This window comes from Nitrosomonas communis (genome assembly GCF_024102715.1).
Classification (GTDB): domain Bacteria; phylum Pseudomonadota; class Gammaproteobacteria; order Burkholderiales; family Nitrosomonadaceae; genus Nitrosomonas; species Nitrosomonas communis_B.
In genome coordinates, this window is sequence record NZ_JAGFJM010000013.1 from 1 (window position 1) to 15,772 (window position 15,772).

Below are 15,772 nucleotides of genomic sequence, written 5' to 3' on the forward strand. Positions count from 1 at the left end.
CCCAATAAAAAAGAGACTAGAGAAAACCCCTAATCTCTTGATTTTATGGTGGGTCTGGCTGGACTCGAACCAGCGACCAAGGGATTATGAGTCCCCTGCTCTAACCAACTGAGCTACAGACCCATACGAACAATCAACTTACCATGAATAAACCGCAGCAAATATTTATCTCTTCTCCAGCAATCAGGAATAACTGATTAACGTCTTTCGTCTTCTTATTACGAATCAAACATCTCCGCGCCTCAACTACTCACCAAATTGGCGCACCAACAATCCCTACATTCCCAAATGCAAACATTATAACGCAATGCGTTACTTGCATAAAAAATTATGAGTTTCCCGTATCCAAAAAGCTACGCAGACGATCAGAACGAGCTGGATGTCGCAACTTCCGCAATGCCTTTGCTTCAATTTGTCGAATACGCTCGCGTGTAACATCGAACTGTTTTCCAACCTCTTCCAAGGTATGATCGGTATTCATTTCAATACCAAAACGCATGCGCAGAACTTTTGCCTCACGTGGCGTAAGGGAATCCAGCACATCCTTAGTAGCGGTACGTAGACTTGCATAAACAGCAGCATCAGCAGGTGCCACAGTTGATGAGTCCTCAATAAAATCACCCAAATGCGAGTCTTCATCATCACCAATTGGTGTTTCCATGGAGATTGGCTCTTTAGAAATCTTGAGAATTTTTCTAATCTTCTCTTCAGGCATCTCCATCTTTTGCGCCAGTAATGCTGGCTCCGGCTCCTGCCCAGTTTCCTGCAAGATCTGACGTGAAATACGATTCATTTTGTTAATCGTCTCGATCATATGAACCGGTATTCTAATCGTACGAGCCTGGTCGGCAATAGAGCGCGTTATTGCCTGACGTATCCACCATGTTGCATAGGTAGAAAATTTGTAACCACGTCGATATTCAAATTTATCAACGGCCTTCATCAAGCCAATATTACCTTCTTGAATGAGATCTAGAAATTGCAATCCACGATTAGTATATTTCTTTGCAATCGAAATCACCAATCGCAAATTAGCTTCTGTCATCTCACGCTTTGCACGTCGCGCCTTAGCTTCACCAGTGGTCATGCGACGATTGATTTCTTTCAATTCTTTAATAGGAATCTTGGCTTGTTCTTGTAACGCAAGCAAACATTGCTGCTGCTCCAAAATAGCTGGCATGAAATGTTTCAATGACTGACCGTAAGACTTGTTAGACTCAACCTCCAATCTAACCCAATCCAAATCTGTCTCATTGCCAGGAAAACATTTGATAAAATGATTGCGTGGCATTCCCGCCTTAGATACACATAGATCCATAATTTTTCGTTCGCAACCGCGAATTTCATTAACGAGATCGCGTTGTGTATCACATAATTTCTCTACCATTTTAGCTGAAAAGCGCATCGCCATAAGCTCGGATGAAATTTTCTCCTGCAGAGCTTTATATTTTTTATCTTCTCGCGCACTTTTCTTTTCGACTATTTTTTGCATTTCATTATAAGCTTTGCGAATCTCTACAAAACGCTCTAATACATCGCTCTTTAACTTAATCAAGCTGGCGCTTGCGACTGCAACGCCGCCCTCATCTTCCATATCATCAGAAATAAAATCCTGCTCCAGTGTCTCATCAGATAGCTCTTCATTAAGAATTTCCTGAGTATCATCATCAAGAAAACCATCGACCAATTCATCAACACGCAACCGATCATTCTCTACTTCCGTCGCCAAATCCAGAATATCCGCAATAATCGTTGGACACGCAGAAATAGCCTGGATCATATGTCTCAAGCCATCTTCAATACGTTTTGCAATTTCTATTTCACTTTCGCGTGTTAATAATTCAACAGATCCCATCTCACGCATATACATGCGCACTGGATCAGTAGTACGTCCAAACTCCGAATCTACACTTGAAAGGGCAGCTTCAGCCTCTTCAACTACGTCCTCATCAGTTACAGCGGTTGCCGTATCAGACATAAGCAATGCTTCTGCATCTGGCGCCTCATCATGAACCGATATTCCCATATCATTGATCATGCTAATGACGCCCTCAATTTGCTCAGCATCTAGCATATCATCGGGCAAGTGATCATTAATCTCAGCATAAGTCAAATAACCACGTTCCTTGCCCTGTACAATCAATTTTTTAAGCCGCATCTTTCGCGCCTCGATATCTTGAGGCGCAGAAGATAAAGTTTCCTCCACAATCTCTTCTACTTGATCATTATTTGGCGCTTTATTCTTTTTTGATACTCTCATTTTCACTGATTTTATCTTGGTTAACTCCAAGTGCTCAGCAGCAATTGGATTTTCTATGTCTTTTTCTGATGTTGATCGCTTTGTAGCCATATTTTTTTAAGTATCCTGAACCATTCCTAAAAAATTCAACCTCTATTTTTATAGCCGTCTCTTCTCTATGCGCACCCATTCATTTTAGCAACAAGGCCTATTTTCTATTTAAGAATTAATATTTGTTAAGCTATTAATTTCCTTCCAGGTTACCGCTAACCATTAATATCTATTTGCTGAATTCCGGTTGATAAAGATAAATAAAGTCTTAAATTTTAAGTATATCAAAAAATTGTCATACCGCTTCTTTTCATCTAGATAACGCCCCCCCCAAAGAGCTCATCTTCATTTATACCCTGTAACCTATTAACGCCACAACGCCGGCCCTCTTTTTGTTCAATTAATCAATGAAAAGTTCAAAATGAAAGTCATTCTCACCAACTGGCATCCAGATACCTTATTTATTATAGTAACAACTTGATAACAATCCTCACGACATAGCCAATTGCTGCAATTCCCGCTTTTCCTCTACAGTCAGCATGCTTAGAGGTTTACTTTGCAATACCGCCATTCTTTGCTTGCGCTGCATCTCTTGCAGCCGCAACAACACCCCAACAAACTCTGCCTCTATGTCCATACCCTCTTCCCATATATTTACCTCTTCCTCTATTTTTTCCAGCAATTCATAGCAAGGGCTATCACAGAAATATGCCTTAACTGACAACGATGCCGCATCTTTTAAGACCTCTGGTGGGAAAGAATTAAAAAAATCTACTAGCGCTAGTAAGAGCGTTTTTTCATCATTTTGTTCATCACAACCAGCAAGCACATTCTTATCTAACTTCCCAGCGTATGCAGGATTATGCAGGATCAACTGTATTAATTTACGATAGGGTGTAGTTGGTTGCGGTCGCTTCATTTTCGGACTCGAGAGGGATAATGAACTCTTTCGCTTAAATTGCAATATCTCCTCTAATTCATTTTGGTTAATAGCAGTGAGTTGTGATAGTCGCTTTATCAGCACAAGAGCAAGAACTGGAGCACCAATTTGAGCTAGCAGCGGTTTTGCATGCTGCACCAATCCAGCACGACCCTCGCTCGTTTGAAGATTCACACGTGCAGATAACTCACCATAAAAAAACTCTGACAGAGGTTGTGCCCGCTCCAAAAGCGCTTCAAACGATTCTTTCCCAAACTTACGAATATAACTATCGGGATCTTCATTCTCGGGCAGAAACAAAAAATTTATTTTCTTTCCATCTCTTAATTGAGTGAGGCTATTTTCAAGCGCCCGCCAAGCCGCTTTTCTTCCTGCATTGTCGCCATCGAAACAAAAAATTATTTCATCAGTTTGGCGCAGAAGCTTCTGTATATGAAAAGGTGTGGTAGCCGTTCCAAGAGTTGCAACCGCATAGTCAATACCATGCTGTGCAAGCACGATTACATCCATGTATCCTTCTACCACCAAAGCCCGACCTGATTTACGGATCACTTTACTAGCGGCAAATAAATTATAAAGCTCGCGTCCTTTTGTAAATAAAGGCGTCTCGGGAGAATTTAAATACTTTGGCTCTCCGGATTCCAACACCCTACCACCAAACCCAATTATCCTGCTTTTCTGGTCGAGAATTGGAAACATAATACGATTACGGAAACGATCATAATGCTTACCATCGTCGCCCGATACCACTAAACCCGCTTTTACCAGTACATTTTCCGCCTGATTTAACGAATAATCAGAAAACACAGCAGCAAGATTCTGCCAACCAGGCGGCGCATAACCAATTCCAAAACGAACGGCTGTTTCTCCCGTTAAACCGCGTTTTTTCAAATAATCGATAGCATGATTGGCATTCTTGAGCTGTCTACGATAATATCGGGCTGCAATGCTCATCGATTCAACCATACGATGCATAGATCCTCCCGCCTTATCTTGCTCACCTTCTTTTTTAGCAGCGGATAAATGGGATTCCGACACATGAGAGCTAGTCATCGCAGCTGGTCGAACTGGAACTTGCAATCCAGCATAGACAGCCAAATTTTCAACTGCATCGATAAAACTCATTCCATTATGCTCAATCAGAAAATTAATGGCATTGCCATGTCTACCACAACCAAAGCAATGATAGAACTGCTTAGCGGGACTAACCGTAAATGATGGGGTTTTTTCATCATGAAAGGGGCAACATGCGCTAAAATTGCCACCGACTTTCTTGAGTGGCACATAACGCCCGACTACATCCGTTATATCGATGCGACTGAGCAACTCTTGAATAAACGATTGAGCAATCATTTATTAAAGTAAGTCAATATGTTAGTTGATTATTAAAGAAATCGCCAAACCCTTACCACTGACTCACGCAAACTTAAAACGAATATCCATCCAATAAAATCAAGAAGAAATTTTTTTCTTCACCAGCGCAGCCACCTGAGCCATATCCGCACATCCAGCCAGCCTAGCCTTTAGCAACGCCATGATCTTCCCCATTCGCTGCTGCCCCGTATCTGCCACATCAGCGACAATCTCATTCACTATATTATCAATTTCAACTTCACTTAACATCTGCGGCATATAGGCGCGCAATACGTCTACCTCATATTTCTCAGCATCAGCCAAATCCTGCCGGCGCGCTGCCTCATATTGCACAATCGAGTCCCGACGCTGCTTAAGCATTTTTTCGATCACAGCAATAATCGCCGCATCATCCAATTCAATACGCTTATCAACCTCTCGCTGCTTAATTGCTGCTCGCAACAGCCGGATCGCATCGCGCCTCTTCGAGTCACCGGCACGCATTGCGGCCTTCATATCTTCTGTGATTCTCTGCTTCAAATTCATAATCAAGCAGCCCAAAAAACTCGTCTTATAAACCTACTGATCAGCTAATAAAGTTTTGGCGGAAGTAATTGGCTACGCAAACGTTTGTAGGTGCGCTTTACCGCTGCAGCGAGCTTACGTTTACGCTCTGCCGTTGGTTTCTCATAAAATTCTCTTGCACGCAATTCTGTGAGTAACCCAGTTTTCTCAACCGCGCGTTTAAAACGACGCATAGCAACTTCAAATGGCTCGTTTTCTTTAACTTTAACAGTGGTCATAAAACAGTAATCCTTTCGGTCTCCTTCTATTGAATGTTAATAATTTTACAAAAAGCTTGCTACTATAGCATTATTATTTTTTTTATAAAAGCTTACCGCAAGAAAAATTCTTCAATACAATCAAATGAAAATCAACTAACCATTAATTGCGTTTTACCATTGATCTCTTTTCGATAGCCCCTTTTGCGCCCAATAGGCATAAAATTAGATACAGAAAAATTTAGTATAAATTATATTTACATTTAAAATGATTGTGCTTGGCATTGAGACATCGTGTGATGAGACAGGCATCGCCCTCTATCACACTGAACATGGTTTATTAAGTCACACGCTATATTCGCAAACTGAAATCCACAATGAGTATGGCGGAGTTGTACCAGAGCTCGCCTCACGTGATCATATCCGCCATGTAGTCCCTCTTATAAAACAAGCTTTGAAAGAAGCAAATATTTGCCTGAAGGAAGTTAATGCCATTGCTTACACGCAAGGGCCTGGCTTGGCAGGAGCATTATTGGTAGGTGCATGCATCGGTTCTGCGCTTTCATTTGCTCTTGGTATTCCAGTACTGCATATTCATCACCTTGAAGGCCATCTTCTGTCTCCTTTATTATCGACACCATCTCCCACATTTCCTTTTTTAGCATTACTCGTTTCTGGTGGTCACACCCAACTGATCAGGGTAAATGACATAGGACAATATGTACTACTTGGTGAAACAGTCGACGATGCAGCGGGTGAAGCTTTTGATAAAACCGCGAAGCTTCTTGGGCTAGATTATCCCGGCGGACGGGCACTTGCCGCGCTCGCTGAACAAGGTGGTAGATCCAGTCATTTTAAACTTCCTCGTCCCATGCGGCATAGCGGGGATTTTAACTTTAGTTTCAGCGGGCTAAAAACCGCTGTTTCTACCTTAATAAAAAATCATAAAATTACCCACCAAGTCAGCGCCGACATTGCGCTTTCTTTTCAAGAAGCAGTCATCGATATCCTGACAGAAAAATCCTTGTCTGCCCTCGTGCAAACTGGACTCAGTCAACTCGTTGTAGCTGGCGGAGTAGGCGCAAATATTCAGTTACGTAAAAGACTCTTTCGCGAAACAACCAATATGGGGGCAACAGTTTTTTTTCCTGAATTCGAATTCTGCACAGACAATGGTGCAATGATCGCTTTTGCTGGAGCGATGCGCGTACAAAAGCAAGGCATCAACTGTCAACAACTTATGAATAGCTTCACCGTTAGAGCTAGATGGGATCTGGAAACACTGTAAAAAATAGTCGATATCAAATCACAATTTACTTTTTTCTCCAATACGCGTTTCTCTACCTGCAGCCAGATTGATGATATTTGGTTTATGCCGCCAAAAAAGAAGTAGCGATATCATCGTAATGGCCCAGACATTTATTCCGGGGCCAAACAAAATATATGCATAAATAGGCGCCAGCAGTGCAGCAACCAATGCAGCCAATGAAGATACACGCCAAATTATTGCGACCAGCGCCCAGGTAAGCATCACTGCCCCTCCTAACCAAAGATCCAAGCCGAGTAGCACGCCAGCCGATGTTGCCACCCCCTTGCCACCTTTAAAGTCAAGAAAAATAGGAAACAAATGACCAAGAAAAACAGCCAACGCAACGCCAGCGATCACTTCGCTTCCAAGTTCCCATGCGAAGGAAAAATATTTGGCGAGTATTACTGCTAGCCACCCTTTGCCCGCATCACCCAATAACGTTAAAACTGCTGCTACTTTCTTGCCGCTACGCAGCACATTGGTCGCACCAGGATTTTTTGAGCCATATGTTCTCGGATCAGGCAATTTAAATAGCCAACTTGCTATTACTGCAAATGAAATTGAGCCCAGCAAATAAGCTACTAACAACATCAACCCTATTTCCATACCATCACCAAAATAGCACCACTTTTATAAATAGACTAGAATCGCTATAACAATACATGAAGACATTTTTTAAATTAATTCAAAGCAAAACTATAAATCACATTTAAATCCGAATGATGGATACTATCTTTCTCCAAGGCTTCCAAGCAAAAACGCTCATTGGAATTTATCCATGGGAAAAAAAAATTGCTCAAACAATTGAGCTTAACCTTGAAATTGCCCTCCCAACCAATCGCGCCTGTTTTACCGACAATCTAGAAGATTCGCTGGATTATTCCCTCATTGTCAAGCGTATCAATGATACTTTGGCTACCAAACACTTCTGTTTACTTGAGGCACTAGCCGAGCATATTGCTCAAATTGTCTTGATAGAATTTAATTCACCATGGGTAAAAGTAAGCGTTGCTAAGCTTGACATTATTCAAGGAGTAAAAAAGCTTGGTATCTGTATTGAACGAAAATCAACGCTATACCAGCTTACCCCTTCGCCTGCATAGCAGATTTATACTATTTAGCCCGTAATCCTCTTAATCCGGAAATGACGAAAACATTGAGCCAGATCTTCAAGATATTCTATATCGTGTTGGATCGGGGATCTGTGCCGCATTAAAACCCGCCTTGCGCAAGCGGCATGCATCACATAGACCGCAAGCGAATCCAGTTTCATCAGACTGATAACAAGAGACAGTTAAACCATAATCAATCCCTAATTCTACTCCCAGACAGATAATTTCTTTTTTGGAAAGATTAATAAGCGGCGCATGCAGCGTCAGCTTATTCCCCTCTCTGGCAGTTTTGGTTGCAAGATTCGACATTTTCTCAAACGCTTCAATATAGTCTGGCCGACAATCCGGATAACCAGAATAATCGATAGCATTGACACCGATAAAGATATCGTGACTTCCGAGCACTTCAGCCCAGGCTAATGCCAGGGAAAGCATAATCGTATTACGTGCAGGAACGTAGGTAACAGGAATACCAGTCATTATTCCTTCAATAGGAACAGCGATAGACTTATCAGTGAGTGCGGAACCTCCCAGCACACCCAAATCCACGCTGATGATCCGGTGTGCTTTGACACCCATGGATTGACCAATCTTCAGTGCTGCCGCCAACTCTGACTGATGACGTTGACCATAGTCAATACTCAAGGCATAACATGCAAACCCTTTGTCACACGCGATCGCAAGTGTCGTTGCCGAATCTAATCCGCCTGATAAAAGCACAACAGCTTTTCTCATAAAGCCACAAGATTTTTAATAGAGAAACAATTCGCAGAAACATATTTGCCGGATCATCATCGTCCTGTTACCTCCCCCCACAGTATTTTATGCAACTGGAGTTGTAGTCTAACCGGCAAACGATCCTTTAATATCCAGTCTGCAAGCAGAGACGGCTCAAGCTGGCCATATACTGGTGAAAACAGCACCGGGCAAATCTGATCGAGATGCCGCTCATTAAATACGCCAGCTGCCCATTGATAATCTGCCTCGTCACACAAAACAAATTTTAATTCATCATGATAAGTTAAATAATCAAGATTTGACCACCGGTTCTTCGTCACTTCACCCGAGCCAGGGGTCTTGATATCTACAATCTTGGAAACTCGCTTATCCACCCTAGAAACATCGAGTGCTCCACTTGTTTCAAGAGAAACAGAATAACCTGCATCACACAGCACAGTAAGTAGTGTCAGACAAGCTTTTTGCGCCAGAGGCTCACCACCCGTAACTGTAATATAGCGAGATGCATAACTTGAAACTTCGTTCATCACCTCACCAATTGACAGGTTCCTGCCCCCTGTGAATGCATACGCGGTATCACAATATCCACACCGCAAGGGACAACCCGTCAAGCGAATAAATACTGTCGGCAAACCAACCCGACTGGTTTCTCCTTGCAAAGAGTAAAATATTTCACTTATATGCAATACTTCTGCTTCTAGCTTCTGTTCAGAATGTTGTTGTAGCGGAAAGGGAAAATGCATTACCTCTCAAGAGACACACTAATGATTGCTCTCTTCGTTATTAAATTTTATTTTATATTAATGAGTCGATGCTTAGCCTTTTCAGCTGCATCACTATTAGGGTATTTAGCGAGCAAGTTTTGCAGTGTTTTCTTAGCTGCAGAAACTTCAGCCATTTCCAATTGACTACTCGCCATATTGAGCATAGCATCAGGCGCTTTTGCGCTATTAGGATAATTTTCGATTATTTTTTGCTGCGTATTGATGGCAGATCTAAAATCACGTAATGCATAATGAGCATTACCTATCCAATACACAGCTCCTGGCGCCAAATTAGAAGCAGAATAACGTGCGAGAAAATTTTCAAATTGAGCAATCGCTCTGGAATAATCACCTTGTTTGAACAAATCATAACTGGCATTATAAGCATCTCGCTCTGATACATCTGTCGGTTGGGCTACAGCCACAGTCCTTTCGCCGGTTGCCGTCGTAGGGGCAGAAAGCGTGGTATCTGATGAAGAATTCGGGCTAATCGACGTATCATGAGATGCAGGTTCAACTTGTCTCAATCGGTTATCCAAATCAATATAAAAATCCTTCTGCTGTTTTTTCAACAGCTTATTTTCTTCATTCAATATTTCAATTTGCCCATGTAGTTTCCCAAGCTCAATTTTAAATGCTTCGAGCTGGCTATATAGTTCTAATATTGCCTGATTTTTAAGAGCTTCTTCTACGCTAATGATACGCGCCCCCATCTCTTGTATTTGTTTATGTAATAATTCAATTTGCTCACGTGCTTGTGAGTCATCGAATAATCCAGCAAAACTTACATTACAACTAAGCAAAAACAATAGTACAGAAGCGCGCACCAGCATTAGTATTCCCCTTGATAAAGGATATCGGCGCGACGGTTCTCAATCCATGAAGACTCATCATGACCCACTGCGCGAGGTTTTTCCTCACCCAAGCTTACTGCTTCAATCTGATGATCACTCGCACCCGACAACAGCATGGCATTTTTCACGCTGTCTGCACGACGCTGGCCAAGCGCAAGATTATACTCGCGACTTCCACGCTCATCTGTATTACCTTGCAACAATACCCTTGCATTTGAGTTGTCTCGCAGGTATTTGGCATGTGCCAGCACTAGCTCTCTATACTGGTTTCTGATGGTATAGCTATCAAAGTCGAAATAAACACTACGCTGGGACAAAATGTTAGAAGGATCTCGTAATGGACTCATGGCGAACCCACCTGATCCCATACCATCCTGTGTACCCATGCCACCACTCCCACCACCCATGGTTCGATCCTCCATCTCACTTGTAGGCTGTGTAGATTGGCTTGCGCACGCTGACAATAAACAAATTGTCAGCACACTCAAAATTTTTCTCATTTTTTACCTTATAAAATTAATTAACGAAGTTACCGATACGCTGCGATTTCAGCAAGGGTCCCCATACCGGTTCTCTAATATCACCAGTTTGTGATGAAAGCCGCTGCTTCGTTTGTCCATCGCTCGAAACGGCGGATAATATACCACGTCCGCTTATTTCAGTAGCGTATAAAATCATCTTGCCATTAGGGGCAAAACTGGGCGATTCATCAAACCTTGAATCGGTTAGTAATTGCATTTGTCGTCTAGCAAAATCTTGTACTGCAATATTAAACTTGCCATTATGACGATGAATGTAAGCAAAGCTTTTCCCATCGGGACTATAGCGTGGACTTACATTATAATTTCCTTCAAATGTGAGGCGCTCAGCTACGCCCGCTTGAGCGCCGATTATCGCCATACGGTATATTTGCGGACTGCCTCCACGATCAGAGGTAAAAATAATCGAGCGACCATCCGGAGAAAAACTAGGTTCCGTATCAATCCCAGAACTTTGTGCAAGCCTCTGTAAGCCACTGCCATCCGCATTAATCAGAAATATTTGAGAACCCCCGTGCATAGTCAATACCACAGCCAGTTTACTGCCATCGGGAGACCAGGCCGGTGCACTGTTACTCCCCTTAAAATTAGCGACAGCCTTTCGTTCCCGCGTTGATAGTGTTTGCACGTAAACGACGGGCTTCTTGCTTTCAAATGAGACATAGGCAAGTTTTCTGCCATCGGGTGACCATGCAGGTGAAATAATTGGTTCGGTATATTCGATGACTGACTGAGGATTAAAGCCGTCAGAATCAGCTACTTGCAGCGCATATTTGTTGCCTTGTTTCATTACATAAGCAATACGGGTGCTAAATACTCCAATATCACCGGTCAACGCTTCGTAAACAACATCAGCAATACGATGAGCGGCGGCGCGTAGCTGATCGACTGAAACCGTCCCTGCAAATCCAGTCACCTGTGCGCGCTTAGCGACATCCATCAAACGAAAGCGCACATCAACCCGTCCATCCGGCAGCATCGTCGTGCTACCTATCACGAGCGCGCTCGCGCCTCGATTTTGCCAATCTGCATACATGATCTCTTCTGGTTCATGAGGCGTGTGTCCCAATGATTCAATTAACCTGAATAAACCTGTGCGCTCCAAATCGGCTGCCACCACAGCCGTTATACTCTGCGGAAGTCTTGATTCAGCAGAAAACGGAACAATGGCAATAGGAATTCTGGTCGCCCCCCCCCAAATATCTCGATATTCAGCGCAGCATTAAGCGGCGCATGCATAATCGATAGCATCAGGAAAAGCACATAAAAGGAAATATGATGTAAATAGTTCCACATAGCAGCAACTCTCAAAAAAATTGCAATCTATAAAAATTAAAGCGATTCACGATAATATACTGTGAGATTAAAATCACGAAATTCTCTGAATAACGCCGAATCAGGTGGTAGCGGCAACGGTGTGGACAAGAAAATAGCTCTTTCCACTGCTTCATCAAATGCAGCATAACCGCTCGTTCTGCGTAACACCACATTCAATACTTCTCCACCAGGTAACAGCGTCACCTTGAACTCAGCGACTGGATTACCCGGTAAATCGGGCGGCATGACAATACGACTTCTGATTTTTGCCTGGATCATTGCCTTATATTTAGCTATTTCATCTGCCTGCCTGTTCTTCTCAGCAGCAGTGCTTTGTGCAATGGCTTCCTGCTGACGTTGCTGCTTGATTTCCTCAGCACGTTGCTGCTCCTTGAGTAGCTTTTCCTTCTCAACTTCAGTTTTTTTCGTTGCCTCCTTAACCACTTCTGGCTTTGCCACCTTCTCCTTGATTGGCTCTGCTTTGGCAGGCGTCTCTTTGACTAACTCAGGCTGCTTCGTCACCTCTTTTACCGGCTGAGGTTTTACTGCTTTCTCCTTGCTCTCAGTAGCAGTTTTTTTGGGCAGTGGAGGTGCTTCTACTTTGACCGGCTCAGGCTTGGGTGGCGTCTCTTTAACTGGCTCGGGTTGCTTTGTCACCTCCTTTACCGACCGGGGCTTTACTATTTTCTCCTTGATCTCGATAGCAGGTTTTCTGGGCGGAGAAGGAGGCTCTACTCTGACCGGCTCAGGCTTAGGTGGCGTCTGTTTAACTGGCTCGGCTTGCTTTGTCACCTCCTTTACCGGCTGATGTTTTACTGTTTTCTCCTGGATCTCAGCGGTATTTTTTTTGGGCGGCGGAGGTGTTTCTACACTGACCGATTCAGGCTTGAGCGTTGTCTGTTTAATCACAGGAGCAGGCTTGACAGCTTGCGGCAGCTCACTCCATAAATCGACAACCATAGTTTCAGGAGGTTCATTCTTCCAGCTTAAACCAAAAACCATGAATATAAAAAAGACAAAATGAACGAGCAGAGCTAGTACAGCAGCCCGCAATAGCCCTGGCTCTGCATGCGAAACATCGCGCCAAGCTGTCACATTCATCGTCACTTACATGCTATCTAGGTTTTGTAAGCAGTCCGACTTTGCTCACTTGTTCTTGCTGCAAGATATCCATGATATTAATCACTTCTTCATAACGCACATTTTTATCTGCAGCGATCACGACAGGTTGTTCCGTATTTTGCATCTGTTTATTTTTGATTGCTTTCACTAACTCGCTACGGCTCATCTTCTGCTCACTACCCGCTTTACTACGGTCACGTAATGTTAGACCGCCATCTGCAGCAATGATAACCTCCAATGGCTCAACTGGGGCAGTAGACGATTTGCCAATTTGGGGCAACTCTATTTGACCAGGATGAATGAGTGGTGCAGTGATCATAAAAATAACCAGCAACACCAACATCACATCAATGTACGGCACAACATTGATTTCATTCATTAAACGACGTTTAGCTCGACGATTAATCATGGGAAGACCACGTTCTTCTATAATTTTGCTGCGCGTCGCTGCAGCACATTGGACAGCTCTTCCATAAAACTTTCGTACCGTGTTGCTAACTGACTGGTATCACTAGCATAACGATTATAGGCAATAACCGCCGGGATCGCTGCAAACAAACCCATCGCTGTGGCGATTAATGCTTCTGCAATACCAGGCGCAACGTGCGCAATTGTCGCCTGGGTCAAATTAGATAGTTCACGAAATGCATTCATGATACCCCAGACTGTGCCAAATAGACCTACATAGGGACTCACTGATCCTACAGTGGCCAAAAAAGACAAATGTGACTCCAGCCTATCCATTTCGCGTTGATAGGCAGCACGCATTGCACCCCGGGTACTGTCCATCATGGCACCAATATCCATACCAGCCTGATGCTTAGTAAATTCACGAAATCCCGCCTCAAAAATACGCTCCATACTCCCCGCCATGTCACGTGCACCAGTCGCACGCTGGTAAAGCGCACTCAAATCCACCCCTCTCCAGAAAGTATTTTCAAACTCGTCGCTTTGTTTGATCGCCAGTCTAATTGCAAACATCTTACGAAAAATAAACCACCACGATAACAATGATGCAACCAACAAAAGCAGCATCACCAGCTGGACAGGCAGACTGGCACTGCTAACCAGGTAAAAAAGCGATAGATCTTGAGTAACAGTCGTATTCATAATAATTTATTTTTCGATTTTTTGACGAAGCATTACAGGGACACTCACCGGCTTGAGATTATTGACGCCCACACATACCACATGAATAATTGCACTGACTAACATGACCTGATCTCGTAATACCTGCTGAAATAAGGTGATGCGACTTCTGCCGATCTCGGTTACCTGCACGGTCACGTGTAATAAATCATCAAGAAACGCTGGTTTGAAATATTCAATATTAAGCGATCGCACCATAAAAATTATTTGATGAGCTTGAATCAATGTATTAACGTCAAACCCCATTTCTCGCAACCATTCGTAGCGGGCGCGCTCCATAAAATTAAGATAAGTGGCATGATAAACAACCCCCCCGGTATCGGTATCCTGATAATAAACCCGTACTGGATGGAAAAAAATATCACTCGATAAAGCCAACTCTGTTTGGCGCTTGAAACTCATTTTTTGATCTACTGTTTATCGTTCACAAAATTTATCAAAATTTCAACATTCTTCCCACAAATCATCCATCAAATTATTTTTCGCAGGAATGATATCGAAATGCTGATACGTCATGGCTGTGGCCATGCGGCCACGCGGCGTGCGCTTTAAAAATCCTTGCTGAATTAAATATGGTTCCAACACATCTTCAATCGTGTCACGTTCTTCGTTGATTGCTGCAGCAAGATTATCTACGCCCACTGGGCCACCTTCAAATTTTTCAAGGACAGCCAACAATAGCTTTCTATCCAATACGTCAAGCCCGATTGCATCCACATCCAGCATCTTTAAAGCTGCGTCTGCCACGGATTGGGTAATACACCCTTCGGCCTTGATTTCAGCAAAGTCCCGCACCCTTCGCAACAAGCGGTTCGCAATACGAGGCGTGCCACGCGATCGGCACGCAATCTCCATAGCGCCTTCAAAAGTAGTTCTGACATGCAGCAATCCAGCCGAACGCATTACAATTTTACTTAATTCGTCAGCAGTATAAAACTCCAGCCGCGACACAATACCAAAACGATCTCTCAACGGATTTGTCAACATGCCAGCGCGCGTCGTCGCCCCCACCAAAGTAAAAGGCGGTAAATCAATTTTAACTGAGCGAGCAGCTGGTCCTTCACCAATCATGATATCAAGCTGATAGTCTTCCAGCGCAGGATAGAGAATCTCCTCCACCACAGCCGATAACCGGTGAATCTCATCGATAAACAGCACATCATTAGGCTCAAGATTGGTTAACAAAGCAGCCAAATCACCCGCCCTCTCCAAAACTGGGCCTGAAGTTTGGCGCAAGCTAACGCCCATTTCTCTAGCAATGATATGCGCCAAGGTCGTTTTACCTAAACCAGGAGGGCCGAATAGCAGCACATGATCCAACGATTCTTTCCGTCGCCGTGCAGCTTCGATGAAGATTTGTAATTGTCCTCGAATTTTTTCCTGTCCGACATACTCCTCAAGTTGTCTAGGACGTAAGGCGCGCTCTAATACTTCTTCTTGAGAAGAGAACGGTGCTGCAGTAACGATTCGATCTGTCTCAATCATTTACTTATCCAGAAAATA

At 43.3% G+C, this 15,772-nt stretch carries 16 protein-coding genes, 1 tRNA gene and 1 pseudogene; 2 read left to right on the top strand and 16 right to left on the bottom strand.

The window, feature by feature from the left end:
- Positions 1–46 precede the first annotated feature (46 nt).
- From J5I83_RS01850 to rpsU, 5 genes are all read right to left on the bottom strand, one after another.
- A tRNA-Ile gene (locus J5I83_RS01850) sits at positions 47–123 on the bottom strand.
- A 205-nt stretch (positions 124–328) separates the two neighbouring features.
- Positions 329–2,260 carry an RNA polymerase sigma factor RpoD gene (rpoD, locus tag J5I83_RS01855; protein ID WP_304052896.1) on the bottom strand — a complete coding sequence of 644 codons (1,932 nt, stop codon included), beginning with the start codon at positions 2,258–2,260 and terminating at the stop codon, positions 329–331.
- A gap of 520 nt (positions 2,261–2,780) precedes the next feature.
- Complete coding sequence (gene dnaG, locus J5I83_RS01860; protein ID WP_304052837.1) at positions 2,781–4,583, bottom strand: DNA primase; 1,803 nt, start codon at positions 4,581–4,583, stop codon at positions 2,781–2,783.
- A 99-nt stretch (positions 4,584–4,682) separates the two neighbouring features.
- Entirely contained in the window at positions 4,683–5,129 is a 447-nt protein-coding gene (locus tag J5I83_RS01865; protein WP_304052839.1) for a GatB/YqeY domain-containing protein, read from the bottom strand.
- Positions 5,130–5,173: 44 nt separating this feature from the next.
- Positions 5,174–5,386, bottom strand: a complete 213-nt coding sequence (rpsU, locus tag J5I83_RS01870) for a 30S ribosomal protein S21 (RefSeq protein ID WP_090670508.1) — start codon at positions 5,384–5,386, stop codon at positions 5,174–5,176.
- A gap of 247 nt (positions 5,387–5,633) precedes the next feature.
- Here rpsU and tsaD point away from each other — a divergent pair, with 247 nt between their 5' ends.
- Positions 5,634–6,653, top strand: coding sequence for a tRNA (adenosine(37)-N6)-threonylcarbamoyltransferase complex transferase subunit TsaD (tsaD, locus tag J5I83_RS01875; RefSeq protein WP_304052848.1), 1,020 nt, complete (start codon positions 5,634–5,636; stop codon positions 6,651–6,653).
- 18 nt (positions 6,654–6,671) lie between these two features.
- Here tsaD and plsY read toward each other — a convergent pair whose 3' ends face one another.
- A complete protein-coding gene (gene plsY, locus J5I83_RS01880) occupies positions 6,672–7,280 on the bottom strand; it encodes a glycerol-3-phosphate 1-O-acyltransferase PlsY (RefSeq protein WP_304052850.1) in 609 nt (202 codons plus the stop codon).
- A gap of 116 nt (positions 7,281–7,396) precedes the next feature.
- Between plsY and J5I83_RS01885 the strand changes: the two genes are divergently transcribed.
- On the top strand, positions 7,397–7,777 hold the full coding sequence (locus J5I83_RS01885) for a dihydroneopterin aldolase (protein ID WP_304052897.1): 381 nt from the start codon (positions 7,397–7,399) through the stop codon (positions 7,775–7,777).
- Between the two features lie 66 nt (positions 7,778–7,843).
- Here J5I83_RS01885 and queC read toward each other — a convergent pair whose 3' ends face one another.
- The 10 genes and pseudogenes from queC to ruvB all read right to left on the bottom strand — a co-directional run bounded on the left by queC (position 7,844) and on the right by ruvB (position 15,754).
- A complete protein-coding gene (gene queC, locus J5I83_RS01890) occupies positions 7,844–8,521 on the bottom strand; it encodes a 7-cyano-7-deazaguanine synthase QueC (RefSeq protein WP_304052852.1) in 678 nt (225 codons plus the stop codon).
- A 56-nt stretch (positions 8,522–8,577) separates the two neighbouring features.
- Positions 8,578–9,267, bottom strand: a complete 690-nt coding sequence (gene queE / locus J5I83_RS01895) for a 7-carboxy-7-deazaguanine synthase QueE (RefSeq protein ID WP_304052854.1) — start codon at positions 9,265–9,267, stop codon at positions 8,578–8,580.
- Between the two features lie 47 nt (positions 9,268–9,314).
- Positions 9,315–10,121: a tol-pal system protein YbgF gene (ybgF, locus tag J5I83_RS01900; protein WP_304052856.1), complete on the bottom strand. Its 807-nt coding sequence runs from the start codon at positions 10,119–10,121 to the stop codon at positions 9,315–9,317.
- Positions 10,121–10,642: a peptidoglycan-associated lipoprotein Pal gene (gene pal / locus J5I83_RS01905; RefSeq protein ID WP_304052858.1), complete on the bottom strand. Its 522-nt coding sequence runs from the start codon at positions 10,640–10,642 to the stop codon at positions 10,121–10,123. The genes ybgF and pal overlap by 1 nt, the downstream gene beginning before the upstream one ends.
- A 16-nt stretch (positions 10,643–10,658) precedes the next feature.
- Positions 10,659–11,932 (bottom strand): annotated as a pseudogene (gene tolB / locus J5I83_RS01910) (Tol-Pal system beta propeller repeat protein TolB).
- An 81-nt stretch (positions 11,933–12,013) separates the two neighbouring features.
- Positions 12,014–13,099, bottom strand: a complete 1,086-nt coding sequence (gene tolA, locus J5I83_RS01915) for a cell envelope integrity protein TolA (protein WP_304052860.1) — start codon at positions 13,097–13,099, stop codon at positions 12,014–12,016.
- A 13-nt stretch (positions 13,100–13,112) separates the two neighbouring features.
- Positions 13,113–13,529: a protein TolR gene (gene tolR / locus J5I83_RS01920; protein ID WP_304052862.1), complete on the bottom strand. Its 417-nt coding sequence runs from the start codon at positions 13,527–13,529 to the stop codon at positions 13,113–13,115.
- A gap of 17 nt (positions 13,530–13,546) precedes the next feature.
- Positions 13,547–14,230 (bottom strand): protein TolQ, encoded by a 684-nt coding sequence (gene tolQ, locus J5I83_RS01925; protein WP_304052864.1) that lies wholly within the window; start codon positions 14,228–14,230, stop codon positions 13,547–13,549.
- A 6-nt stretch (positions 14,231–14,236) separates the two neighbouring features.
- The gene (ybgC, locus tag J5I83_RS01930; protein ID WP_304052865.1) at positions 14,237–14,671 is read right to left on the bottom strand and encodes a tol-pal system-associated acyl-CoA thioesterase; all 435 of its coding nucleotides are present in this window, start codon (positions 14,669–14,671) and stop codon (positions 14,237–14,239) included.
- Positions 14,672–14,713: 42 nt separating this feature from the next.
- Entirely contained in the window at positions 14,714–15,754 is a 1,041-nt protein-coding gene (ruvB, locus tag J5I83_RS01935; RefSeq protein WP_304052866.1) for a Holliday junction branch migration DNA helicase RuvB, read from the bottom strand.
- Between the last annotated feature and the right edge of the window lie 18 nt (positions 15,755–15,772).

Excerpts from the sequence above, each read along its gene's own strand:
- tolA (WP_304052860.1), bottom strand. The coding sequence starts at position 13,099 with ATGAATGTGACAGCTTGGCGCGATGTTTCGCATGCAGAGCCAGGGCTA.
- pal (WP_304052858.1), bottom strand. The coding sequence starts at position 10,642 with ATGAGAAAAATTTTGAGTGTGCTGACAATTTGTTTATTGTCAGCGTGC.
- queE (WP_304052854.1), bottom strand. The coding sequence starts at position 9,267 with ATGCATTTTCCCTTTCCGCTACAACAACATTCTGAACAGAAGCTAGAA.
- plsY (WP_304052850.1), bottom strand. The coding sequence starts at position 7,280 with ATGGAAATAGGGTTGATGTTGTTAGTAGCTTATTTGCTGGGCTCAATT.
- rpoD (WP_304052896.1), bottom strand. The coding sequence starts at position 2,260 with ATGAGAGTATCAAAAAAGAATAAAGCGCCAAATAATGATCAAGTAGAA.
- rpsU (WP_090670508.1), bottom strand. The coding sequence starts at position 5,386 with ATGACCACTGTTAAAGTTAAAGAAAACGAGCCATTTGAAGTTGCTATG.
- tolR (WP_304052862.1), bottom strand. The coding sequence starts at position 13,529 with ATGATTAATCGTCGAGCTAAACGTCGTTTAATGAATGAAATCAATGTT.
- queC (WP_304052852.1), bottom strand. The coding sequence starts at position 8,521 with ATGAGAAAAGCTGTTGTGCTTTTATCAGGCGGATTAGATTCGGCAACG.
- tolQ (WP_304052864.1), bottom strand. The coding sequence starts at position 14,230 with ATGAATACGACTGTTACTCAAGATCTATCGCTTTTTTACCTGGTTAGC.
- ybgF (WP_304052856.1), bottom strand. The coding sequence starts at position 10,121 with ATGCTGGTGCGCGCTTCTGTACTATTGTTTTTGCTTAGTTGTAATGTA.
- ruvB (WP_304052866.1), bottom strand. The coding sequence starts at position 15,754 with ATGATTGAGACAGATCGAATCGTTACTGCAGCACCGTTCTCTTCTCAA.
- J5I83_RS01885 (WP_304052897.1), top strand. The coding sequence starts at position 7,397 with ATGGATACTATCTTTCTCCAAGGCTTCCAAGCAAAAACGCTCATTGGA.
- J5I83_RS01865 (WP_304052839.1), bottom strand. The coding sequence starts at position 5,129 with ATGAATTTGAAGCAGAGAATCACAGAAGATATGAAGGCCGCAATGCGT.
- dnaG (WP_304052837.1), bottom strand. The coding sequence starts at position 4,583 with ATGATTGCTCAATCGTTTATTCAAGAGTTGCTCAGTCGCATCGATATA.
- ybgC (WP_304052865.1), bottom strand. The coding sequence starts at position 14,671 with ATGAGTTTCAAGCGCCAAACAGAGTTGGCTTTATCGAGTGATATTTTT.
- tsaD (WP_304052848.1), top strand. The coding sequence starts at position 5,634 with ATGATTGTGCTTGGCATTGAGACATCGTGTGATGAGACAGGCATCGCC.